This window comes from Arthrobacter sp. Y3221087, from assembly GCF_059089905.1.
Genome location: NZ_JBNHFE010000001.1, coordinates 128,767 through 150,053, shown reverse-complemented (window position 1 = coordinate 150,053; position 21,287 = coordinate 128,767). Strand labels below are relative to the sequence as shown.

The 21,287-nt window shown below is 65.4% G+C and carries 20 protein-coding genes; 12 read left to right on the top strand and 8 right to left on the bottom strand.

Annotated features, from left to right (window positions below):
* Positions 1-256 precede the first annotated feature (256 nt).
* Both AC5RUO_RS00640 and AC5RUO_RS00635 read left to right on the top strand, forming a co-directional pair.
* A complete protein-coding gene (locus tag AC5RUO_RS00640) occupies positions 257-1,114 on the top strand; it encodes a DUF1206 domain-containing protein (RefSeq protein ID WP_494009711.1) in 858 nt (285 codons plus the stop codon).
* Positions 1,115-1,158: 44 nt separating this feature from the next.
* Entirely contained in the window at positions 1,159-1,644 is a 486-nt protein-coding gene (locus AC5RUO_RS00635; protein ID WP_494102507.1) for an SRPBCC family protein, read from the top strand.
* On the opposite strand, the gene AC5RUO_RS00630 is transcribed toward AC5RUO_RS00635, so the two are convergent.
* On the bottom strand, positions 1,631-2,290 hold the full coding sequence (locus AC5RUO_RS00630) for a zf-HC2 domain-containing protein (protein WP_494102506.1): 660 nt from the start codon (positions 2,288-2,290) through the stop codon (positions 1,631-1,633). The genes AC5RUO_RS00635 and AC5RUO_RS00630 overlap by 14 nt on opposite strands.
* The gene (locus tag AC5RUO_RS00625; RefSeq protein WP_494102505.1) at positions 2,287-2,784 is read right to left on the bottom strand and encodes a sigma-70 family RNA polymerase sigma factor; all 498 of its coding nucleotides are present in this window, start codon (positions 2,782-2,784) and stop codon (positions 2,287-2,289) included. The genes AC5RUO_RS00630 and AC5RUO_RS00625 overlap by 4 nt, the downstream gene beginning before the upstream one ends.
* 167 nt (positions 2,785-2,951) lie before the next feature.
* Between AC5RUO_RS00625 and AC5RUO_RS00620 the strand changes: the two genes are divergently transcribed.
* Complete coding sequence (locus AC5RUO_RS00620) at positions 2,952-3,515, top strand: COG4315 family predicted lipoprotein (protein WP_494009715.1); 564 nt, start codon at positions 2,952-2,954, stop codon at positions 3,513-3,515.
* Positions 3,516-3,570: 55 nt separating this feature from the next.
* Here AC5RUO_RS00620 and AC5RUO_RS00615 read toward each other — a convergent pair whose 3' ends face one another.
* From AC5RUO_RS00615 to AC5RUO_RS00605, 3 genes are all read right to left on the bottom strand, one after another.
* Complete coding sequence (locus tag AC5RUO_RS00615) at positions 3,571-4,353, bottom strand: hypothetical protein (protein WP_494102504.1); 783 nt, start codon at positions 4,351-4,353, stop codon at positions 3,571-3,573.
* The gene (locus AC5RUO_RS00610) at positions 4,346-4,909 is read right to left on the bottom strand and encodes an RNA polymerase sigma factor (protein WP_494009717.1); all 564 of its coding nucleotides are present in this window, start codon (positions 4,907-4,909) and stop codon (positions 4,346-4,348) included. The genes AC5RUO_RS00615 and AC5RUO_RS00610 overlap by 8 nt, the downstream gene beginning before the upstream one ends.
* 195 nt (positions 4,910-5,104) lie before the next feature.
* The gene (locus AC5RUO_RS00605) at positions 5,105-5,782 is read right to left on the bottom strand and encodes a protein tyrosine phosphatase (RefSeq protein WP_494102503.1); all 678 of its coding nucleotides are present in this window, start codon (positions 5,780-5,782) and stop codon (positions 5,105-5,107) included.
* Positions 5,783-5,933: 151 nt separating this feature from the next.
* On the opposite strand from AC5RUO_RS00605, the gene AC5RUO_RS00600 reads away from it, so the two are divergent.
* Entirely contained in the window at positions 5,934-6,590 is a 657-nt protein-coding gene (locus tag AC5RUO_RS00600; protein WP_494009719.1) for a DUF5655 domain-containing protein, read from the top strand.
* A gap of 53 nt (positions 6,591-6,643) precedes the next feature.
* Here AC5RUO_RS00600 and AC5RUO_RS00595 read toward each other — a convergent pair whose 3' ends face one another.
* Positions 6,644-7,492 (bottom strand): DMP19 family protein, encoded by an 849-nt coding sequence (locus AC5RUO_RS00595; protein ID WP_494102502.1) that lies wholly within the window; start codon positions 7,490-7,492, stop codon positions 6,644-6,646.
* Positions 7,493-7,753: 261 nt separating this feature from the next.
* Between AC5RUO_RS00595 and AC5RUO_RS00590 the strand changes: the two genes are divergently transcribed.
* The 8 genes from AC5RUO_RS00590 to AC5RUO_RS00555 all read left to right on the top strand — a co-directional run bounded on the left by AC5RUO_RS00590 (position 7,754) and on the right by AC5RUO_RS00555 (position 18,682).
* Complete coding sequence (locus AC5RUO_RS00590; RefSeq protein WP_494102501.1) at positions 7,754-8,755, top strand: SIS domain-containing protein; 1,002 nt, start codon at positions 7,754-7,756, stop codon at positions 8,753-8,755.
* A gap of 99 nt (positions 8,756-8,854) precedes the next feature.
* Positions 8,855-9,733, top strand: a complete 879-nt coding sequence (locus tag AC5RUO_RS00585) for a PfkB family carbohydrate kinase (RefSeq protein WP_494102500.1) — start codon at positions 8,855-8,857, stop codon at positions 9,731-9,733.
* A gap of 59 nt (positions 9,734-9,792) precedes the next feature.
* Positions 9,793-10,896, top strand: a complete 1,104-nt coding sequence (locus AC5RUO_RS00580; RefSeq protein WP_494102499.1) for a LacI family DNA-binding transcriptional regulator — start codon at positions 9,793-9,795, stop codon at positions 10,894-10,896.
* Positions 10,897-11,075: 179 nt separating this feature from the next.
* The gene (locus tag AC5RUO_RS00575) at positions 11,076-12,395 is read left to right on the top strand and encodes an ABC transporter substrate-binding protein (RefSeq protein ID WP_494102498.1); all 1,320 of its coding nucleotides are present in this window, start codon (positions 11,076-11,078) and stop codon (positions 12,393-12,395) included.
* Positions 12,396-12,577: 182 nt separating this feature from the next.
* Entirely contained in the window at positions 12,578-13,378 is an 801-nt protein-coding gene (locus AC5RUO_RS00570) for a carbohydrate ABC transporter permease (RefSeq protein WP_494009725.1), read from the top strand.
* Positions 13,372-14,208, top strand: coding sequence for a carbohydrate ABC transporter permease (locus AC5RUO_RS00565; protein WP_494053583.1), 837 nt, complete (start codon positions 13,372-13,374; stop codon positions 14,206-14,208). The genes AC5RUO_RS00570 and AC5RUO_RS00565 overlap by 7 nt, the downstream gene beginning before the upstream one ends.
* On the top strand, positions 14,208-15,095 hold the full coding sequence (locus tag AC5RUO_RS00560; RefSeq protein ID WP_494009911.1) for a sugar phosphate isomerase/epimerase family protein: 888 nt from the start codon (positions 14,208-14,210) through the stop codon (positions 15,093-15,095). The genes AC5RUO_RS00565 and AC5RUO_RS00560 overlap by 1 nt, the downstream gene beginning before the upstream one ends.
* 119 nt (positions 15,096-15,214) lie before the next feature.
* Positions 15,215-18,682 carry a DEAD/DEAH box helicase gene (locus tag AC5RUO_RS00555; RefSeq protein ID WP_494103356.1) on the top strand — a complete coding sequence of 1,156 codons (3,468 nt, stop codon included), beginning with the start codon at positions 15,215-15,217 and terminating at the stop codon, positions 18,680-18,682.
* 37 nt (positions 18,683-18,719) lie between these two features.
* Here the strand turns inward: AC5RUO_RS00555 and map are convergent, their stop codons facing one another.
* Both map and AC5RUO_RS00545 read right to left on the bottom strand, forming a co-directional pair.
* Complete coding sequence (map, locus tag AC5RUO_RS00550; protein WP_494009727.1) at positions 18,720-19,502, bottom strand: type I methionyl aminopeptidase; 783 nt, start codon at positions 19,500-19,502, stop codon at positions 18,720-18,722.
* A 154-nt stretch (positions 19,503-19,656) separates the two neighbouring features.
* Positions 19,657-21,252 (bottom strand): HNH endonuclease signature motif containing protein, encoded by a 1,596-nt coding sequence (locus tag AC5RUO_RS00545; protein ID WP_494102497.1) that lies wholly within the window; start codon positions 21,250-21,252, stop codon positions 19,657-19,659.
* Positions 21,253-21,287: the final 35 nt, after the last annotated feature.

The window sequence follows — 21,287 nt, the reverse complement described above, 5'->3', positions numbered from 1 at the left end:
TGGTCCCCCGGGATAATTTGCGCTGCGTGTTCAACCGCTGATGCCCATGGTCGCACGGCCGCACCAAGCGGGCGATGGGGATCCCTCCCCATCGGACCGCGGCCCTCCCGGGGCCGGGATTCCGGTGGGACCCACCGACGCCGGCACTTGGCAGTTGCCCTTGGCAATCCTTGAGCCACGCACACTGTTCCGGGCCCGGTCCGCGTGGGACCATTACGGTTGTGTGGGGCACGCACACCAGTGAACCACCGCGCGGGTGCCGCGCACGCACAAAGGAACAGCCATCAAAAGAGAACTCAAGCAGGCCGTAGCCGCTGCAGAGAACGCCACCAACTCGCGGACGCTGGAGGTGCTGGCCAGGGCGGGGTTTGCGGCGAGCGGCATCCTGCATCTGCTGGTGGGTGCAATCGCCATCCGGCTGGCCACGGGCGGCACCGGCAATGCCGATTTCAGCGGTGCCGTGGCTGAACTTTCAACCCAGCCCGCCGGGCCCTTCCTGCTGTGGGCCAGCTTCGCGGCCTGCGCGGCTCTGGCGCTGTGGCAGACCAGTGACGCCATCTTTGACTACAACCGCCTGCCCACCAAGGAAAAGGCAGGGAAGAAGGCAAAAGCCGGCGCGCAGGCACTGGTGTTTGCCGGGCTTGCGCTGACCCTGCTGTCCTTCGCCAGGGGCACGGGTTCGGGGGGTGACAACCAGCAGGCCGCCACCGACATGACGGTCAACCTTATGAAGGCGCCGGGCGGCGTGGCCCTGCTGGTGGTGCTCGGCGTGGCCATCGCCGTGACGGGCGTGGTGTATGCCATCCGTGGCCTGAAGAAGTCCTTCGAAAAGCACCTGGTGATGCCGGCCAACCAGAAGGCCAGGACGGCCGTCACCGTGCTGGGCGTGACCGGCTATTTGGCCAAGGGCATCGTGCTGTTCCTGACCGGCCTGCTCATCGCCATCGCCACCCTGCAGGCCCACCCGGAGGACTCCACCGGCCTGGACGGCGGCCTCCGTGCGCTCCGCGACCAGCCCCTGGGCGTCTACCTGCTGGCGGCTGTGGGAGCCGGGCTGATCTGCTACGGAGCGTTCATGATCGTGCGGGCCCGGCTTGCCAAGATGACCCAGTAACGGCAAACCGCGGGGATTGTGTGGCGGCTGGCTAGGCTGGGACCATGCCCCAGGTACGCGCCGAACGCCTCATCCGCCTCGACCCGGAGACCGTCTTCGCCTTCTCCCAGACCACCGGCTCCTTCCGGCTCAAGTGGGATCCGTTCATCTCCTCCCAGGGTTTCCTGGACGGGGCCAGTTCGGCGGGCAAGGGCGTCCGCACCCGGACCCGCTCGCGGTTGGGACTGGCAATGGTCAGCGAATACGTCTCCTACGCTCCGCCGCGCAACGTGGGCATGACCATGGTTTCGGGGCCCTGGTTCTTCGGGAACTTCGGCGGCGGATGGCGCTTTACGGCCGTCGACGGCGGCACCCGGGCTGTCTGGAAGTACACCTTCTCATGCCGGCCGGCTTTGTTGCGGCCGCTGATGGAACGGGTTGGCACCTGGCTGCTGGGCCGCGAAATTGAGCGCCGGATTGCGGCGTTCGCCAGGGCGTGCGAGGACCCGGCACTGGTGGCCGAATTCAGGGAGAACCTCAGGGCACGGTGATGACAGCCACTGCATTCTGCGTCCCGTCCCGCAATTCCACACTGGAGATGCTGCCCAGCTGAATCGGTGTGGCCCCCGTGACCCGGGCCCTGCCGCTGGGCGTTGCCGTCCAGGAGCAGGCCCGGTCCTCGCTGCCGGCACGGTCGCGGACCCAGAGTGAGAGCGTCCCGTCCTGGGGCAGGCTGCTCCCGTTCACCGCCAGCTCGGTTCCCCAGGTCTTCCTGGCGAGGTCGATGCTGAACTGCAGTCCGCCGCCGGACTGGACCGAATACGTGGCGTCGGGCGGCTCCGGCCGCGCCAGCAGTGGTCCGGCCAGGATGCCCGCGGCAAGGCAGGCTGCGGCAACCGCGCCCACCAGCGCCACCCACCGCCGCCGGACGGCACGACGGCGGCGCGCCAGTTTCGCAAGGAGCGGAGGCGGGGCGGGTGCATTGGGAGCGGCAGCAAGGGTTGAAACGACCGTCAGCGCCACCGCGTCCGGAACGGGAAGGATGTCAAGGGTCACGGGAAGCGTCTCCAGTCCGGCCAGTTCTTCCCGGCAGGCGGCGCACGTACGGAGGTGGGCTTCGAAGGCTTCCCGGTCAGGCGCCTCAAGGCCGCCGAGCAGGTAGGCACCGAGCAGCTGGTGGGGATCCACGCCGTTCATCCTTCCACCCCCATTTCGTCCAGGATTGTCCGCAGTGCCCGCACCGCGTAATGCGCGCGGGACTTCACCGTCCCGCTGGGAATGTTGAGCTGCACGGCGGCCTCGTTGACGGTGAACCGGCGGTAGTGCAGGGCCACCAGGACATCCCGGTGTTCCCTGCTCAACCGGAGGAGGGCCTCCTCCACCAGCACCCGGTTGAGCAACCCGTCCACCTTTTCCAGGGCGTCCGCGGGGTCCGGAAGGTTGTTCTCGAGGGATTCCGGCCGGCGCCGCGCCCGGCGGTAGTTGTCGATCATGATGTTCCTGGCCGTCCGGTACAGGTAGCTGCGCAGGCTGCCGTTGATTTCCGGTGCATGCTGCCATACCCGAAGCACGGTTTCCTGGACCACGTCCTCCGCCAGCTGCGGATCCCGGGAGGCGCTGATGACGAAACGGCGGAGGGCAGCGCCGTGCTCGCGGTAGATGGACTCCACCACGTCCTCGTCGAGCGGCATGACGTCCCTCCCGCCTGGACCTGTTCAGGATTCCTGCTTACCACCTGAAGACGCTGCTGCCCGCAGAAAAGTTCAGGGGGCAGCCGCTGTGAACCATTCTTCACCCGGATGCGTCATACGGTTAGCGTCCGGTGATCCCACGCCGGGCCCAGCCAAGGAGCAAACCCATGAAACACCATCTGGGCGCAGGCCTCGCCATCCTGGCCCTTTCCGCGGCGCTGGCCGGCTGCGGCGGCGGCACCGGAACTGCACCGGCGGATACCAGCCCCGCCGTCACCACTGGTGCTCCCCCTGCTTCGGCAACCGCACCTGCTGCGTCCGTTTCCCCGCCGTCGGCGGCGCCAACCACCACGGCCAGTGCCGCCGTCGACCTCAAGACGGCCTCCTCGAGCGCCGGGGAGATCGTGGTGGGTGCGGACGGACGGAGCGTGTACTTCTTCACCAAGGACGTGAAGGATTCCGGAACCAGCGCCTGCACGGATGCGTGCCTGGCAGCGTGGCCGCCGGTGCTCACCACGTCCGCCACGCCGTCCGCCGAGGGTGTGACGGGCGAGCTCGGCACCATCACGACGCCGGACGGCAAGCAGCAGGTCACCCTCAACGGCATGCCGCTGTACTACTTCGCCCAGGACACCAAGCCCGGCGACATCCTGGGCCAGGGAGTCAACAATGTCTGGTACCTGGCCGACCCGGCGGGCGGCATGATCCAGATGGGCGGTGCCGGCTATTAGGGCAGGGTGAGTTCCCGCGCAGCCGGAGCGGCTGACAATCGGGCCGCAGGCGCCTTTACCGCAGCGGAACTGCGGGAAGCGTTTCAGGCAGGTGCAGATCCGACGCGCCTGGAACGGGCACCTGCGGCTGCTGGCCGGCCCCGTTCGTGAGGTCTTCGGGGACGGCGGTGGGCAGGTCCTTGGCCCCGGGGACCTCCACCTGCCTGCCGGGAGCGTCGGATTCCCCGGCGCCCTTTGCCGGCGTGGCAGGAACGTCCGACGGCGCTGCCTCCGCGGGCTGCCCGGGCTCCGGGGCCTTGACGGCGGCGGTAGGAACGGTGGCCGGGGCAGCGGGGACGGAGGGGACCTGCGCGGCTGGCTCCTCCGCCTGGTTCCCGGCGGGAGCGGCCGGCGCGGTTCCGGTGACGAACGAGGTGACGGTCCGCTGCAGGTTGCTGAAGGAGTCGCGGAAGCCCTGGTCCGAGGCGACGGCGACAGCTCCGCCCGCGGAGAGCGAGACGGCCACGGACAGCGCGGTGAGGGTGATGCGGCGCTTCGCGCGGCGCCGGGCGGCCAGTTCATCCACAGGTGCGGACGCGGCGGCAGGTGCCACCTCCGCGGACGGCGCGGCAGCGGATGGCGCTGCAGCGGATGGCGCTGCAGCACATGGCGCAGCGGCCTGCACGGCCTCCGCACGCTGCATCAGGGCGGCGACGCCGGCGGAGGGCTCCGGCGTCACGTCGCCCAGGGCACGGAGCTGCAGGAGCGCGGGGCGGAGCTGGCCGTCGTCGTCCAGTTCCGCTTCCAGCAGCAGCTGGTCAACGAATCCGTCGCTGCGGGGTCCTGCGGTGTCACTCATGATTCGCCTGGTTTCTTGAGAGCGTTTGTGCCTTGAGGTTTTGAAGGGCCCGGCGCTGCATTTGCTTGATGGCGCCAGTGCTTTTGCCCATGATGGCGGCCACCTGTTCGATGGACAGGTCCGCCACGACGCGCAGTGCCAGGACTTCCTGGTGTTCTTCGCTGAGTCCGGCCAGCATGTCAGCGGCTCCACCGGTCAGCTCCACGGCACAGTCCTCAGCGGAGGGTGTGGTGCGGGCATCATGCTGGGGGTCGTACGGGCTTAGCTGGGGCCTGCGCTCCAGCCGGCGGTAGTGGTCAACCATGCGGGCGTGGGCGATGGAGAAAATCAGCGATTTGGCGCCCTGCAGGCCGCCGGTCAGCGCGTCGATCCTGTGGTAAAACGCCATGAACACGTCCTGGGTGACGGCCTCGGGATCGTCTACGCCACGGGCCTTGAGATAGCCCTGGACGGGGCCGGCGAAGGACCGATAGGCAGCACCGAACAGCACAGCGGGATCTGTTCCGGCTGCATCGTCGAATATGTCGGTTTCTTCTTGGGCCAGAGTGTCCAGCACCAGCGGCTCCCATCCCGGAAGGCGGCTCCTGCCGTTTCCGGTTTTCCAGTGTGGATTGCCAGTCCCCATGGTCGGTTGTAACTGCCCCGGTATCAGGCGGCAGCGCAGGACTGCAGGACCCCGGGGGGGCGGGTCCTGCAGTCCAGGCGGCGGCCGCAGCAGTAAACAGCTGCGGTCCACCCTAGCTAACCGTGGTTAGCGGACGGAAACCGAGGGGGCTTCCACGGCGTTGCCGGCTTCGGCCGGAACGGCCGGTACGGCAGGAACGGCGGGCCCGCCATCCACTCCGGGAACGGCGGGAACAGCCGGAACCGCAGGAACCTCGGGACGCTCAACCTCAACGGCAGCGGAACCCGTGGCGTCCGCGCCAGCTTCGGCGGCGGCGCCGGCCTCGGCAACAACATCGGCGCAGTAGCTTTCAACGTTGGCTTCGCCGTCAGCGGCAATCACCAGCGAGGAGAAAGCCTCGGAGTTGGCGTTCAGGCCGCCGTTTGTGAAGGCGGTGCACAGGCCGAAGGCTGCGGCACCGGCGGCGTCGACGGCGGTGCTGGCGGCGGCGGAGCCCGAAGCCTGGGCCGCGACGCTGTCTCCGGTTACCGTGGCGTCGGCGTCAGCAGCCGCATCGGCTTCTGCGGAAGCGTCAGCGTTGGCTGCGGCGTCGGTGGCGGCTTCAGCGGTGGCCTGTCCGCTGGCAGCTGCCTCGGCAGCCAGCTCCGGGGCGGGTGCGCCGAAAAGCTCATGGGCGGTCTGCTGGGCTTCAGCGGGGAGGGCGCCGGAAACGGCAGCGACGCCGGTTCCGCCAACGGCCAGGGTTCCGGCGGCCAGGACTGACGCGGCGACTTTACTGCTGGCGAGAACGGTGAACAAAGACATCAAGCACTCCAAACCTAGACAACTATCGGGGGTCGGGCCCGCCTGGCGGACCCATCACCTCCTACATCGCCCCCGGCAGCGGAAAGGTTACGGCGGCGGAAAACTTTTTTCTTCCGGCCGCCTTGTCGGCAAAGGTGCTTACCATCGATGCATGCCTGATACCGCCGAGCCACAGCAACCAGAATCCCGGCCAGCCGGGCGGCCACACGACGGGCCGCAGGAGCCTGCCGGGAAAAAGACCGGCACCTGGCAGTCAATGGTGGACAACAACAAGTCGCTGCTGCTGCGCAAGACCGGCAAGGACACCACCTACTGGGTGGAACAGGCGCAGGCCTCGGGCATCAGCACGGATCGGGAGCTCCGCGACTGGATGCGGGACAACTTTGGCGTTACCGGCTACGCGCAGTACGCCGTGTCGTGGGAGATGTTCGGCTATCCGGAATTCATGCTGCGGGACGCCGACGAGTTGATTGACGGCCAGTACGCCAGCCACCCGCAGCTGCGGCCCATCGCCGATTCAATCCTGGCGTGGGCGTCCACCACCGAGGGGGTGCACATCCAGATGCGCAAGGGGTATGTGTCCCTGCACAGCGCACGCAGGAAATTCGCGCAGGTCACCCGGTCCACCAACACGGCCGTTGATGTCACCCTGCGGCTGGACCTTCCCCCGGAAGGCCGGCTGGAGAGGATCCGGACGCGTCCGGACGATCCGTTCACCCTCCGGGTGCGGGTGACGTCCACGGAGCAGGTGGACGGCGAACTGCTGGACATCCTTGCCACGGCCCTGGAGCAAAACAGCCGGGGCTGACCGAGGCCGCATGCCGCCGTGGCGGCACCGGCTCCGGCCCGCCGGCCTGGCTGCTAGGCACCGACCAGGTCCGCGTCGGCCTCTTCGAACTCCACAGCGGCAACGATCTCGAGCGTCTCCGGGTTGATCATGAAGGCTTCGTCGTCCTCCTCGACCATCAGGAAGTCGCCGTGGTCGGTTGAGAAGTGCCAGGCCAGGGTCTTCTCACCGTCGTGCATGTAGTTGGGATCGCCCATGGTGATCCTGACGAGCTCGTAGCCCACGATGCTGCACAGCTCACGGATGATGAGTTCGAAATCGGGGGCATCTTCAAGTGCTTCTGCTTCCGCCTTGGCCTGGCGCTCCGGCAGGTCCGGGATCTGGGCAACGAGCTGCTGGATGTACGCGCCCACCTCCTCGTCGTCGAGGACCAGCAGGTCGGCCTGCCCGCGCAGCCAGGCGGCGTTGAGCGCCGTGATGTTTTCCCGCTCAAGCAGCGCCTCGAACTCGGCGTCGAGCTCCTCCATGCGGAGGACGGCGTCGGGGGTCTCCCCGGTGTTGTCCAGCCCGCCGTCGAGGTAGAACTCCTCCTCCTCGTCGGAGAGGTGGTCATACGCTTCAACAGCCCGGTTGAAGAGCTCCAGGTGGGCGGCGGCGCCCATGCCGGCCATGCCTTCGCGGACGAAGGTGTCCGTTTCGGCCCTGTCACCAGCCACGAAGGCGTACTGCGCGAAGCCGCCCTCCAGCGCCTGGGCGAGGTAGAAGTCCACGTAGTAGCTGCGGACGGCCACCGGCGACATCTCGTCCGTGTGCAGAAGGGCGGTGTGCATGGCGTCCACCACGCTCACGTTTGCCTCTACTGCCTCCTCATCGCTTGCTTCGATGCTGCTGCTGGTCAGGATGGTGGGCTGGCTCGTGATCATGGAAATCCTCACTGCTTGATGGCGGGTGCTGTTTGGGACGCTTTTCACGCTACGTGTGCCGGGGCCGCGCCCCGTTGAGGAGGAAGTGAACGTCAAGCGAAGTTTTTATCTTCGGGGATCTGCCGCCAACAGCAGTAGTTGCTGGAATTCCCTATGCGCAGCTATTGACCTCCCGCGAGGGGCGTGAAAGCATATCGAGCAGTTGTGATACCGGTATCAAACGTATCAACAGCAACTACCCAAAAGACGAAAGGACAGCCCGTGCTCGGCTTCAAAGAAGAGGAATTTCTCGCCCAGACCCGCAGTGCACTCGCGCTCCGGGGACAACTCGAACAATTCGTGGAATCTATCCAGGAGCGGGGTTTCGACAACCTCTTCCTCATTGGGGCCGGTGGCACATATGCCGCGATGCTTCCCTATGAACACTTCATCCGCTCACGTTCCAACCTTCCCGTGCGGGCAGCAATCGGCAGGGAGTTGATGCTTACCGGTGACCCAGCGTTCGGGGCCGGATCGATCGCCGTTTTTGCCTCTGTTTCCGGGACAACGGAGGACATCATCGAGGCGATTGAATTCGCCAAAGCCAAAGGCGCCTACACGGTCGGCTTCACCGGTTTTGACGACAGTCCCTTCGCCAAGGCTCTGGATGTCGCCCTGATCACCGAACCCAAGACCTGGCCGTTCGACATCCCCTTGCTGCTTCTGTCCACCCGGCTTCTGGCTGCGCGGGGAGAGTTTGAGGGGTATGAAGAATTCGCGGGCGAACTCCAGACCGTCCCCGAAGTCCTCGTTGAGGTGGCACGCCAGGCAGAACCTGTGGCGGAAGCGTTTGCGGAACGTAACAAGGACGCGGACTACCACTTCCTCGTCGGCGCCGGCAACCTCTGGGGCTTCACCTACTTGTACTCCATGTGCATCCTCGAGGAAATGCAGTGGTTGCGCACCACGCGTGTCCACGGTGCCGAGTTTTTCCATGGCTCCCTGGAACTGATCGAGGAAGACACCAGCCTGGTGCTTTTCCTGGGCGAAGACGAGAGCAGGCCGCTCATGGAAAGGGTGGTCAAGTTTGCCGAGAACTACAACAAGAACACCACCATCCTGGACACCAAGGACTATGAACTGGCTGGCATCAGCCCAAGGTTCCGGGGGCTTCTGGCACCTTTGGTTTTGGACACCGTGGCGGGCCGGATCAGCAAGCATCTGGAACGGGTCCGCAACCACTCGCTGGACCTGCGCCGGTACTACCGGGTCGTCGAATACTGACAGGCACCGTGGGCCGCGCCCCTGCCGGGGCGCGGCCAAGCATTGGCCGCAGGCCGGAGACGCTGCCGGCGGAGACACGGCCGGCAAGACAGGATAAGCATGAAAGTAATTGGATTTGGGGACAACATCGTGGACCGGTTCCTGGACCGCGGGGTTATTTATCCGGGTGGAAACTGCGTTAACTTTGCGGTCATGGCACGCCACCTCGGCCTGGAATCCGCCTACATGGGTGTCTTCGGTTCCGATCCGTGGGGTGCCTTTGTCCGTTCCGCGGTGGAAGCGGAGGGAGTAGATGTCAGCAGGTGCCAGACCCGCCAGGGCCCTAACGGCGTCACTGACATAAAGGTTATCGACGGAGACCGCATCTTCCTGGGCTGGAACGAAGGGGGTGTCACCATCAGCCAACCGTTCGTACTCGAGCCTGAACACCGGAACCACCTTGCCGCTGCAGCTCTTGTCCATTCGAGCGTTTACTCCGCCTCCGAAGACCAACTCCCGGCACTGCGGGCGGCCGGACCCTTGGTGAGCTTTGATTATTCCTGGGAGCCTGAGCGCCGGACTGACCAATATTTGCGGCGGACGGCCCCGTTCGTGGATCTGGCCCTGTTATCGCTGGGCAACGCACCATTTGAGGCTGTTGCACAAGAGTTAGCCCGCGCGACAGCGGCAGGCGCCTCGCTTGCCGTTGCCACCAGGGGGGCCGCCGGCGCAGTACTGTACGACGGCGAGCAGTTGTTCACGCAAGTAGCAGCACCAACTGACGTGCACAGATTCGTCGATACCATGGGCTGCGGAGATGCCTTCGTTACGGGATTGAGCGTGAGCCTCCTTCGGTCCGGATGGGCGCGGGATGCCCCGCCAACTGCAGATTCCCTGCGTCGTGCCCTTGCTTTCGCCGCGGAAACGGCCGCCGAGCAGTGCTACGTTGAAGGTGCATTCGGGCACGGCCATCGCTTCGCGGCAGCAACTAGGATCTGAAGCAGAATTGTCCTCATCGGAACCGCGCCAGGGCGTTTCCAGACCAGAAAGGGAACCGGATGTCGCCGGATCATCAGCACGGGGGCGCTCCGACCATTTCGGAAGTTGCCGCTGCCGCTGGAGTTGGCAGGGCCACCGTCGCCCGCACCCTGGGCAACTACGGTTCGGTCAGTGATGCCACCCGCGCAAAGGTCCTGCTGGCTGCCGAACGGTTGGGCTATCAAGCCAACACCCTGGCACGCAGCATGAGCACCGGCATCACCAAAACGCTGGGCATTGTTCTTGCAGACGTGGCCAACCCCTTCTTTTCGGGGGTACTCAGGGGCATCTCTGAAACGGCTAAACAAGCCGGATACGATGCCATCACCTTGAGCACTGACGAGAAGCTGGAACTGGAACGCGACGCCATCGGGGTTCTGCTGGCCAAACAGGTTGACGGCCTTGTTGTTGCGTCAGCAGCGGGAAGGAACGACGACGTCTCGCACATCTCCGCCGCGATGGAGCGTGGAATACCGGTGGTCCTTATCGACCGTCTGGTGGACGGCCTGGATATCGACTCGGTGGTCATTGATAACCGGGAAGCCGCCCGCTCCGCCGTCGCGTCCTTGATTGCGAACGGCCATCACAGGATTGCCTTCGCTTGGGGCCCGGTGACCCTAAGCCCCGCAACGGACCTGCAGCAGATGCACAAAATCCTCGATGAGGCCCTCTGGAGTGACGGTGAACGCCTTCGCGGTTATCTGGATGCCCTGGAAGAAGCCGGCATACCGTTCGACACCGCCCTGGTAACGCACGTCCTAAAAAATGAAAGACAGGCAACCAGGGCCATCGGCGGGATGCTGGCCCTGGCAGATCCCCCCACTGCCGTCTTCACCACGGAAACCGAGGCAACAGTGGGCGCCCTCCATGCACTACGCATGCACAACCGGCGAATCCTCAAGGACGTGTCCCTGATCGGCTTCGATGACAGCCCGTGGGCCGCGGTCATGGAACCACCCCTGACCATGATCCAGCAGCCCATGCGCGAGCTGGGCGCCGCCGCTGCACAGCAGCTCCTCGCCCGCATCGGTGGTGATTCCTCCGCGCCGAGGAAGCATGTACTGCCCTCCACCCTTATTGCCCGCTCTTCCGACGGCCCTGCGCCTTCACGAGCGGCCGAATAAACCGACGGCAAGTATTTCCTCCTGAAACCCTTCCCCGGGGCGGCTAATCATGATTCACTGTGGTACCGGTATCACTTAGTCCCAAAAGCACACGTGGTGTAGGTGCCATCCAACGGAGGGCGGCGCTCTTCGTCCCGTGGACCTCGGCTATTCAGCCATCCGAGCGAAAGTAGAAAACCATGCGGAAAAGCACGCACATGATCACAGCCCTGCTGGCGGGCACAGCCCTTGCTTTGACCGGTTGCGCCGGCGGGAGCCAGCCCGCTGCACAGTTGGATCTGCAAAAGGAGCCCGAGTACTCGGGAACTCTGAGCATCCTTACCAAATTTGGCGGCGATCCCCTCGAACCGTACTTCGAGGACCTGGCAGCGGAGTACACCAAACTCCACCCGGATGTCTCCTTCGAACTCATCCAGGAAACCGACCAGAGCATCAAGGACAAAACGAAGACCCTCACCGCATCCCAAGCGCTGCCGGACATCTACTTCACGTGGGCGGGGAACTGGGCAGACAACTTCATCGACGGTGGCCTTGCAGCGGATCTGACGCCGGCTATTGCTCCTGGAACCGACTGGGGAAACACCTTCGGCGAGTCGTCGCTCAAGGCCTTCGAGAAGGACGGCAAGTACTTTGCCGTACCTCTCTACAACAACGGCAAATTCATGGGTTACAACCAGAAAGTTTTTAAGGACTTGGGCCTCAACCCGCCGTCCACCTTCGAGGAACTGATCTCCTCCTGCTCAGTACTCAAAGGGGCCGGTTACGAACCTATTGCGTTCGGGAACAAAGACGGCTGGCCGGGCCTGCACTACCTGCAGCAGTTGTTCGCCTATGAGGTCCCTGCTGAAGAATTGGAAGCCGACTTCGATCCCCAGACGGCGAAGCTCGAGAATCAGGGCTACCTCCGGGCCATGGAGCAGTTCACGGAGCTCATCAACGAATGCACCGGCAGCGGCAAGGACTCGAACGGCGTCCTATACACCACCGCCCAGCAGGCATTGGCTACCGGTGCCGCCGGAATGTACTACCAGGAGGTCCTCGAATTCGACACAACGGCCTCGGAGGGATCCCGGCTCAAAAACGACGGTCTGGGCATCTTCAGGCTGCCCCCCTCAACCACGGCGAAGGGCGACACAAAGGCAATTGAAGGTTCTCCGGAGGGATACCTGATCAATGCCAAATCGAAAAACGCGGCACTGGCTGTTGACTTCATGAAATTCGCCACGAGCAAGGAGAACGCCACGAGGCTTTCAGCGCCGCCTTACGGTCAGCCCAGCGCTGTCAGGGGCGCGGTATCGGAGCAAAACTCGTCCGGACCGGTGGTCGAAGGCATCAAACAGGTGAATGAAGCATCCGACGCCATCATCTGGCTGGACTCGGTCACCGTTCCCGAGGTGGCCGACGCCTGGCTCGCAGGCGGCGAAGCCCTTGTAGCCGGGACCCAGTCCCCGCAACAAGTCCTTGACGCTGTACGTTCCGCGTCCAACTCAGCCAGGTAGCGGATCCTGCCATGACAGCTTCCAACACGATCCGGAGGCCTGCTCCTTCGGCCTCCGGATCTGACGCCAGAAGTCTCCCCAGCGGCCGGCAAAGGCCCGGGAGTAACGCCCGCCGGTGGCGCAACATGGTGTGGGTCCTGCCAGCAGTCGTGCTCCTTGGTGTCTTCTGCTACCTGCCACTCGTGCAGAATTTGGGCTTCAGCCTCCTCAAGTGGGACATCTACAGCGGTCGGCAGACCTTTGTTGGCGCCGACAACTACGTCAAGATGGTCAATGACCCGATTTTCTGGAAATCGCTCGTCAACAACACCCTTTATGCCGGGATCTCAATCATCTTCCAGGTGTTCGGAGCGCTGGTTCTGGCAGCTCTTGTCGAGGGACTGCCCAGTCAGCGGTGGCGGGGTGCTCTCCGGGCAATCTATTTCGTTCCCTCCGCGATATCCCTGACCGTGGCCGGGCTCCTGTTCTATTTCATCTATGAGCCGCGTATGGGCATCCTGAACGCCGCGCTTGAAACCCTGGGGCTCGGAAACCTCGCACAAGCCTGGCTCGGCCAGGAAAACACCGCGATCTTCGGCATCATCGGCATGAGCCAGTGGCAGGGCTTTGGCTACTGCACGCTGCTCTTCGCAGTGGCACTGCAACGTATTCCCACCGAGCTTTTCGAGGCGGCGTCAATCGACGGCGTTGGCCCCGTCCGCCGGTTCTTCTCTATTTCCCTGCCCCTTGTCCGCGAGATGAGCAGCCTCATGATGATAGTGACAGTCTCAGGGGCCTTCCAGGTTTTCAACGAGGTGATGGTCATGACCACGGGTGGCCCCAACAATTCCAGCCAGGTCCTAGGCACCTGGCTCTACCGCAGCGGTTTTGTCCGCAACGACTTCGGCTATGCCGCCGCCATTGCCACCGCTGTTTTCGTCATCACGCTCGTCCTCGCAGTACTCCAGCTCCGGCTGGCCAAGCGCAGGAGGGTGGAATGGTGACGCGCGCTTCAGTCCTGATGCTCCTGGGACGGGTTTTTGTCCAGGCCTTCCTGGTGGCCTTGGCTATCGTTGTTATCTACCCCTTGCTGTGGATGCTGCTGAACGGGGTGAAATCGAATTCCGAATTATTCGCCGATCCGTTTGCGCTTCCGGAAACCTGGCGGTGGGAAAACTATGTGACCGCCTGGAACCGCGGCGTGGGTGACTATCTCACCACGAGCGTACTTGTCACGTTGGCCTCCACGGTAGCCACAGTGCTGATCAGTGCTTGGGCTGCCTATGGCCTGACCAGGGTCAAGATTCCCTTCAACCGGACCATCCTGATTCTGATCCTGGCCGGGTTGATGCTGGCGCCGACGGTGGCCCTGATTCCCCTGGTGAAGATGTTCCAGGCCCTGGGCCTCTACAACAGCTTCTGGGCGCTGCTGATTCTTTACACCGCTTTCCGGGTTCCGTTCACCACCTTCCTGATCCGTGCCTACATGCTGGATTTGCCGTCGGAGGTGGATGAGGCCGCCTCCGTGGACGGCGCCTCCAAGGCACGGGCGTTCTGGCAGGTCATCCTGCCGATGTGCCGGCCAATCATCATCTCCACCATCCTGCTGAACGTTCTCTTCACCTGGAATGAATACCTTTTCGCCATGATCTTCACCAGCGGCGGGGCGCTGCAGACGCTGCCGGTGGGACTTACGAATCTCATGGCCAAACACGGCACGGACTATCCCGTTGTGTTTGCGGGAATGGCCATCGCCGCCGTCCCAGTGATCGTGCTCTTCTTCGCGGGCCAGCGCTATTTCATCCGTGGCCTGGCAGACGGCGTGGGGAAGTGATGATGGCCGGTTTCGGTTTGGACCAAGTCTGTGGCTCCAACTTCGCGTATCAGCACCACACCCTCGAGCGTTGCCTGGACGACATGGTGGAGCTGGGGCGCACCAAGGTGGAGTTGTGGGGCATAGCTCCCCACCTGCACCTCGCGGACGCAGACGGGCACCGGGTCAAGAAGGTAGCGAAGCTGCTGCGTGAACGTGGGCTCTCCCTAGCCTGCCTGACGCCTGAGCAGGTGGCCTACCCTGTCAACATCGCTTCAGGCGAGGCATGGCTGCGGGAGGGCAGCGTGCAGCTTTTCCTCCGGGCTGCCGAAATATGCAGTGACCTGGAATCGCCCCTGTTGTTCCTCACCTCCGGCCGCGGTTACGAGGACGAGCCGTTGGAATTTGCCTGGGAACGAAGCGTCCTCGCCCTGCAGGCGATCAGTGAACGGGCCTCGGAACTGGGGGTGTCCTGCGTATTGGAACCGCTGCAGCGGGTGGAGTCGAATCTGGTCACCGACCTGTCATCGCTTCGACGCATGGTCGAGGACGTGGGGCATCCTGCCCTTGGGGTGGTGATCGACACTGTGGCATTGGCAGTGGCAGGAGATGCGATCAGTGACTATGGCGAGGCTTTTGGGAAAAGGGTGCGCCACGTACACCTGATAGATGGCTCACCCGCCGGTCACTTGGCTTGGGGAGACGGCAACCTGGACCTGACGGCAATCCTGCGTGCGTTAGGGCAGTTGGAGTACACGAAATCGTTCACGTTTGAACTATTCGGCGATGGATCGTACACGCTGGAACCGCGCACGTCCTTCCAGAAGTGCCTCAATGCATTCAGGGACAGCGCCCTCCTACTTCAGCAGGAGGGCGCTGTGGCTAGCACGCCACGGACGCGTATCTGACCAACGCCCACCATCGGCGGGACGGGGACACACGCCTCCCACCCCGGCGAACTAAGATGGATCAGATAGCCAACCACCGGACCCGGCTCCGCCGTGTCCTGCCGAAAGTAGCGCGCGCCATTCCATCCCAACCGGACGAGAGTACGGATCTGGCAATACAGACCCCCGCAATCAACGACCGCTCCCTTGCGGCCGGGCTTGCCTACGCCATGGGCAGCCGCGTCTCCGGGATCTCGTTCGACGCCGGGACCGGGCTCATGCTGGGCAAGGTCCGGGGCGGTGCCGACGTGCCCTACTCCACCACCGCCAAGCTGGTCCGCAGGGGTGGCGGCTGGAGCTGCACGGTGGGCGTCTGCAGCTGCCCGGTGCGCAAGGACTGCAAGCACGTGGCCGCCCTGCTCTTTGCCGCGGAGGACAACCCGGCCATCCGCGTGCAGCTGTTGTCCCCGGGGGTTGCCACCCAGGTGTCCCGGGAGCCCGCCGGCGCAGTCCTGTCCGACTGGGAGCAGGCACTCAGCCCGCTCATCTCGCAGGCCGGAAACGCACCCGCCGCCAACGGCGTCCCGCTGGCGCTCCAATTCGAGATCGAGGAACCGGCACCGCACTTTTCCTACACCGGCCGCCGGGATCCGGTGCGCAGCGTCCGCCAGCTCAAGGCCCGTCCGGTGATCATGGGCGCCAAGGGCAAGTGGATCCGCGGCGACGTCTCCTGGAACACCCTGAGCTACCTGAACTTCCGCCGGGAGTGCAACGAGGCACATATCGAGTGGATGCAGGAATTCCTAGCCGCCCACTCCGCCTCCGCCAGCCGGATGCACAACTCGTCCGGCCTGTGGCTGGGCCTGAACTCCTACTCGGGCAAGAACCTGTGGAGCCTGCTGTCCGACGCCCGCAAGATCGGGCTCGCACTGGTGCACTCGCGCGGCACGGAGCCGGTCCGGATCGCAGAGGCCCCCGCCGCCGTCGGACTCAACCTTGGGCGATACGGCGCGCAGGCCGGGGGCGACGGCGGACACGACACCGCGCCCGACGGCGGGCTGGAACTTTCTTCCACCATCACCATGGAGGGAAGCCAGGTTGATCCCGCATCGGTGGGGACGATCGGACGGCCTGCGCACGGGCTGTTCTTCACCACGGGCGAAGCCGCGCTGCCAGGTGTCCCCGATCCCGACGGCGTCATCACCCTGGCACCGCTGGAGGCCGGACTGAGCGAGGAGCTCCTGGCCTTCGTCACGGCCGGCAGCACCCTCCACATCCCCGCGAAGGACGAATCGCGGTTCCTCACCGGCTTCTATCCGAAACTCAAGCAGAAGGCCCGGGTAACTGCACGGGACGAGTCGGTGGAGCTGCCCGCCCTTGCCGTTCCCAGCCTCTCGCTGCTGGCAAACTACGGCGCCGACCACCGCGTGCGCCTGCACTGGGAGTGGCACTACAAGAGCGGCAACCTGGTCACCGCCCAGCCGTTGTGGCGCCACCCCGGCGACCACGGCTACCGCGACGACGCTGCGGAGGCGCGCATCCTGGAAGGCATCGGCCAGCCCTGGGACGTGGTTCCTGCCCTGGGTGAGTCCGCAACCGGAGGCTGGGGCACTCCCCGGCTGGCGGCGTCGGCCGAGCTGAAGGGCCTGGACACGCTGGCCTTCACCGAGGAGGTGCTGCCGCGGCTCCGTCAGGCGCCGGACGTTGAGGTGGAGACAGCGGGCGATATCGCCGACTACCGGGAGGCCGAGGAGGCACCGGTGGTCTCCATCTCCACCAAGGCCACCGAGCAGCGCGACTGGTTCGACCTGGGCATCCAGATTTCCCTCGAGGGGCAGCCGGTCTCCTTCGCTGCCGTGTTCTCCGCGCTGGCCGCAGGGCAGACCAAGATGCTGCTGCCCAGTGGCGCGTACTTCTCGCTGGACCTGCCGGAGCTGCACCAGCTGCGGGCGCTGATCGAAGAGGCGCGGTCGCTGCAGGACAACAAGGACGCTCCGCTGCAGATCAGCCGCTTCCAGGCAGGGCTGTGGGACGAGCTGGCGCAGCTGGGGATCGTGGACCAGCAGGCTGCGGCCTGGCGTTCGGCCGTGGGCGGCCTCCTGGAGGGCGGCACCGACGGGCTGCCGCTGCCGGCGTCGCTGGACGCGGAGCTCCGGCCCTACCAGCTGGAGGGCTTCAACTGGCTCACCTTCCTGTACAAGCACGGCCTGGGCGGCGTGCTTGCCGACGACATGGGCCTCGGCAAGACCGTGCAGGCACTGGCCCTGATGTGCGCGGCGAAGGAACAGGCTGTTGCCGCAGCCGGCGCCGATGCAAAGGCGTCCGACGGCCGTGCTGCCGCCGGACCCTCAAGCCAGCCAGCCGCCGTCGCGCCCTTCCTGGTGGTGGCCCCCACCAGCGTGGTGGGCAACTGGGCGGCCGAAGCAGCCCGCTTCGCGCCCGGACTGAAGGTGCAGGCGGTGGGCGAGACGTTCGCCAAGAGCGGGCAGGATCCCGTGGCTGCACTCGCGGATGCGGACGTTGTCATCACGTCCTACGCTCTGTTCCGCATCGACTACGACTCCTACGCCTCCCGCTCCTGGTCCGGCCTGGTGCTGGACGAGGCGCAGTTCGTGAAGAACCACCAATCCAAGGCCTACCAGTGCGCCCGCAAGCTGCCGGCCGCCTTCAAGCTGGCCATCACCGGCACGCCGCTGGAGAACAACCTCATGGAATTCTGGGCGTTGACCTCCATTGTGGCGCCGGGCTTGTTTTCCAGTCCCAAGCGGTTCGCGGAGTACTACCAGAAGCCCGTGGAGAAAAACGGCGACAAGGGGCAGCTGGACAAGCTCCGCCGCCGGGTCCGCCCGCTGATGATGCGCCGCACCAAGGACCAGGTGATCAAGGACCTGCCGCCCAAGCAGGAGCAGATCCTGGAGGTGGTGCTGAATCCGCGGCACCAGAAGGTCTACCAGACGCATCTGCAGCGCGAGCGGCAGAAGATCCTGGGGCTGATCGAGGACGTGAACAGGAACCGGTTCACCATCTTCCAGTCACTGACCCTGCTGCGGCAGCTGAGCCTGGACGCCTCCCTTGTTGACCCGGCCCTGACCGGGATCCGGTCCAGCAAGCTGGATGTCTTGTTCGAACAGCTCGAGGACCTGGTGGCGGAGGGCCACCGGGCGCTGATCTTCAGCCAGTTCACGGGGTTTCTGGGGAAGGTGCGCGAGCGGCTTGATGAGGAGGGCATCGAGTACTGCTACCTCGACGGCGGCACCCGCAACCGTGCCGACGTGGTCAGCGAGTTCAAGAACGGCAGCGCTCCGGTGTTCCTGATTTCGCTGAAGGCCGGCGGCTTCGGGCTGAACCTCACGGAGGCCGACTACGTCTTCCTGCTGGATCCCTGGTGGAACCCGGCGTCGGAGGCCCAGGCCGTGGACCGGACGCACCGGATCGGGCAGGCCCGGAACGTGATGGTGTACCGCCTGGTGGCCAAGGACACCATCGAGGAAAAGGTCATGGCGCTGAAGGCCCGGAAGTCGCAGCTGTTCGCCGACGTCATGGAGGGCGATGCCCTCGCTGGCGGGGCCATCACGGCCGAGGACCTTGCGGGGCTGTTCAAGGAGTAGCGGCTGCCCGCCTGCTCTGCCCGCCAGGGGCGTTTACTTACGAAAGCCCCTGCGGCGGCAGGGTCAGGATCTCGGCACCGCTGGCGGTAATGGCGATCGTGTGCTCACTGTGCGCTGTACGGCAGCCCGTGGCGCTCCGGAGCGTCCACCCGTCGGCGTCGGTGACCAGTTCTGCGGTGTCCGCCATGACCCACGGCTCCAGCGCAAGCAGCAGCCCGGGCCGGAGCTTGAAGCCGCGGCCGGGACGTCCGGCGTTCGGAACATGCGGGTCCTGGTGCATGGTGGATCCGATGCCGTGGCCACCGAACTGGGTGTTAACGGGGTATCCCGCGTCGCTGAGGACCGAGCCGATGGCGTGCGAGATGTCGCCGATGCGCGCCCCCGGTCCGGCAGCGGCGATCCCCGCCCGCAGTGCCCGCTCCGTTGCCTCGATCAGGGCCACGCTCTCCGGGTGCTCGCTTTCGCCCACAATGAAGCTGATGGCGGAGTCCGCCGCCACCCCGCCCTTCAGGACGGCGAGGTCAAGCGTCAGCAGGTCCCCGTCGGCCAGGGCGTAGTCGTGCGGCAACCCGTGCAGCACGGCATCGTTGACGCCCGTGCAGATGTAGTGGCCGAACGGTCCGCGCCCGAAGGACGGCGCGTAATCGACATAGCAGGACTCCGCGCCGGCTTCGAGGATCATGTCCCTGGCCCAGGCGTCGATCTCCAGGAGGTTGGTGCCCACCGTCGTGCGGCTCTTCAGCATGTGCAGGATGTTGGCCACCAGGGCGCCGGTTTCCTTCGCCCGGGCCACCTCGGCGGCATTCAGGATCTCAATCATGGGGCAGCCTCCTCGAAACCAACTACAGTACCGGCCCCATCCTGCGGCGGGGACAGCGCAGCGCGCAAGCCGCTACACGGGCGCCTGCTCCCGATCCTCGAACGGGTCCCTGGGCAGGACAAACGGCAGGGCGTAGAACTCCTCCCAAAGGTCATCATCGGCCGGAAGGTCGTCGGGGTCCTCCAAGTTCCCGCTCAGCGGCTCCTCGATGGGCGGTTCGGGGTACAGGCGGTCGAAGTCCGGCCAAGTGTCCGGGTGCGGCATGTCCGGCCAGCCTTGCCGCTCGCCCGTCTGCCAAGATCCATGAGTCATCTGCCTCCGGCAGGCCTTGCGCCTCGCCCATGCGTGGCAGGTGTGGTGGTTCCCAGTCCTGGTGTTCGCTGTTGTAGGTGCGGCCTGCCGGGGAGATCCAGCCTGGCGGCCGGTTCTTGCTGGCGGGGGTGGGTTCCCAGCCGCTGCCGTGTTTCATCCGGTGATGTTTCGGGCAGAGCTGTCCCAAGTTCCTGATCCCGGTAGTCCCGCCGTGATGCCAGGCCAGCAGGTGGTCGGCTTCGTTATCGAGCGAGGCGTTGCTGCAGCCGGGGAACGGGCATTTGCCGTCCCGCAGCCGGAGCCACCGCCGCATTGCTGCCGGTATTCGGTAGTTCTTACGGCCGATCTCCAGCGGTGCCCCGTCCCGCGGGTCCACCAGCACCCGGTAGAACGACGCCGCCCCCTCGGCGACGAGTTGCCGGGCCATCGACGCCGGAACCGGCCCGTGCCCGTCCAGCACCGCGGGCTCGTCAGTGACCCCCAGCAGCGACAACACCGGCACGGTGACGAGCACCTGCGCCGCCGGTGACGGGACCTCTGCCAGGCCGGCCGCTGCCCCGGCGCCCGGCGCAACACTGCTCCCGGCGCCCAGGAGCGCCGCAGCCCCGATATCCGCCATCAGTTGGGAAAGGGTGCGGGGCTCATCCGTGCCCTGGAGTCCACGGGCGATGGCCCTGGTGCGGTTCCAAGTGGCGTTGGCCAGATCGGCGGGCAGGAACAGCGAGATCCAGCCCATCCCATCCCGGTCCGGGGAGTACTCCATCCGCCGATCCGCTACGCCCCGAGCATGCCGGCTTTCGATCGATTCCGGGTGGTGGCGTTCCCGCCAGGACCGTACCTTCCGCCGCAACCTCGCCGGCGGCAGCTCCCCCGCCACACCCCCGGGCCCGGCCCCAAGTGCGTCAGGGCCAGCCGCGCCGGGGGTGAGGAAGTGATCTTCCAGGGCCGACGCGCCGGCGGCGTTCAGGCCCGTGGCCTCGTCCACCAGGACCTGGGCGTTCTGCCACGACACCGTCCCGGCCTGCAGCGCATCCAATGCTGCAGGCAGGCTGCTGGTCAAAGCGTGCGATGCACCGATCAGCGCGCCCGCGGCGCGTTCGCCGATGGTCAGGACGCAGGCGACTTCGGCGACCACAGCCATTTGCTGGCCGGCCGCCCACTGCGGACCGGCGTCCGGGTCCTGCAGCGCGGCGACTGCCCCGGCATGGCCAGCCACCAAACGCACTTTCACCGCCGCGGTCGCCGCCTCCAGTCTGGCGAGCAACGCCAACCCGTCCAGGCAGTCCGTCGCGAACGCCCGTAATGGATCACTTTCTTCACAGTCGGAAGAGTTACCGGCAACAACACCCGCAAGCTCGTCAGCGAACCCGGTCACAGACGCCAGGGCAGCTGCAACCGCGTCTCTGCCGTCCACGCCCTGCGCCGTTGTGCCGCCCATACCCAAAGCATTGCAGGAGGGTCTGACAAAACAGC

Coding starts and splice junctions, on each gene's coding strand:
- AC5RUO_RS00635 (WP_494102507.1), top strand. CDS start 1,159: ATGCCCCAGGTACGCGCCGAACGCCTCATCCGCCTCGACCCGGAGACC.
- AC5RUO_RS00630 (WP_494102506.1), bottom strand. CDS start 2,290: ATGAACGGCGTGGATCCCCACCAGCTGCTCGGTGCCTACCTGCTCGGC.
- AC5RUO_RS00625 (WP_494102505.1), bottom strand. CDS start 2,784: ATGCCGCTCGACGAGGACGTGGTGGAGTCCATCTACCGCGAGCACGGC.
- AC5RUO_RS00620 (WP_494009715.1), top strand. CDS start 2,952: ATGAAACACCATCTGGGCGCAGGCCTCGCCATCCTGGCCCTTTCCGCG.
- AC5RUO_RS00615 (WP_494102504.1), bottom strand. CDS start 4,353: ATGAGTGACACCGCAGGACCCCGCAGCGACGGATTCGTTGACCAGCTG.
- AC5RUO_RS00605 (WP_494102503.1), bottom strand. CDS start 5,782: ATGTCTTTGTTCACCGTTCTCGCCAGCAGTAAAGTCGCCGCGTCAGTC.
- AC5RUO_RS00600 (WP_494009719.1), top strand. CDS start 5,934: ATGCCTGATACCGCCGAGCCACAGCAACCAGAATCCCGGCCAGCCGGG.
- AC5RUO_RS00595 (WP_494102502.1), bottom strand. CDS start 7,492: ATGATCACGAGCCAGCCCACCATCCTGACCAGCAGCAGCATCGAAGCA.
- AC5RUO_RS00585 (WP_494102500.1), top strand. CDS start 8,855: ATGAAAGTAATTGGATTTGGGGACAACATCGTGGACCGGTTCCTGGAC.
- AC5RUO_RS00580 (WP_494102499.1), top strand. CDS start 9,793: ATGTCGCCGGATCATCAGCACGGGGGCGCTCCGACCATTTCGGAAGTT.
- AC5RUO_RS00575 (WP_494102498.1), top strand. CDS start 11,076: ATGCGGAAAAGCACGCACATGATCACAGCCCTGCTGGCGGGCACAGCC.
- AC5RUO_RS00565 (WP_494053583.1), top strand. CDS start 13,372: ATGGTGACGCGCGCTTCAGTCCTGATGCTCCTGGGACGGGTTTTTGTC.
- AC5RUO_RS00560 (WP_494009911.1), top strand. CDS start 14,208: ATGATGGCCGGTTTCGGTTTGGACCAAGTCTGTGGCTCCAACTTCGCG.
- map (WP_494009727.1), bottom strand. CDS start 19,502: ATGATTGAGATCCTGAATGCCGCCGAGGTGGCCCGGGCGAAGGAAACC.
- AC5RUO_RS00545 (WP_494102497.1), bottom strand. CDS start 21,252: ATGGGCGGCACAACGGCGCAGGGCGTGGACGGCAGAGACGCGGTTGCA.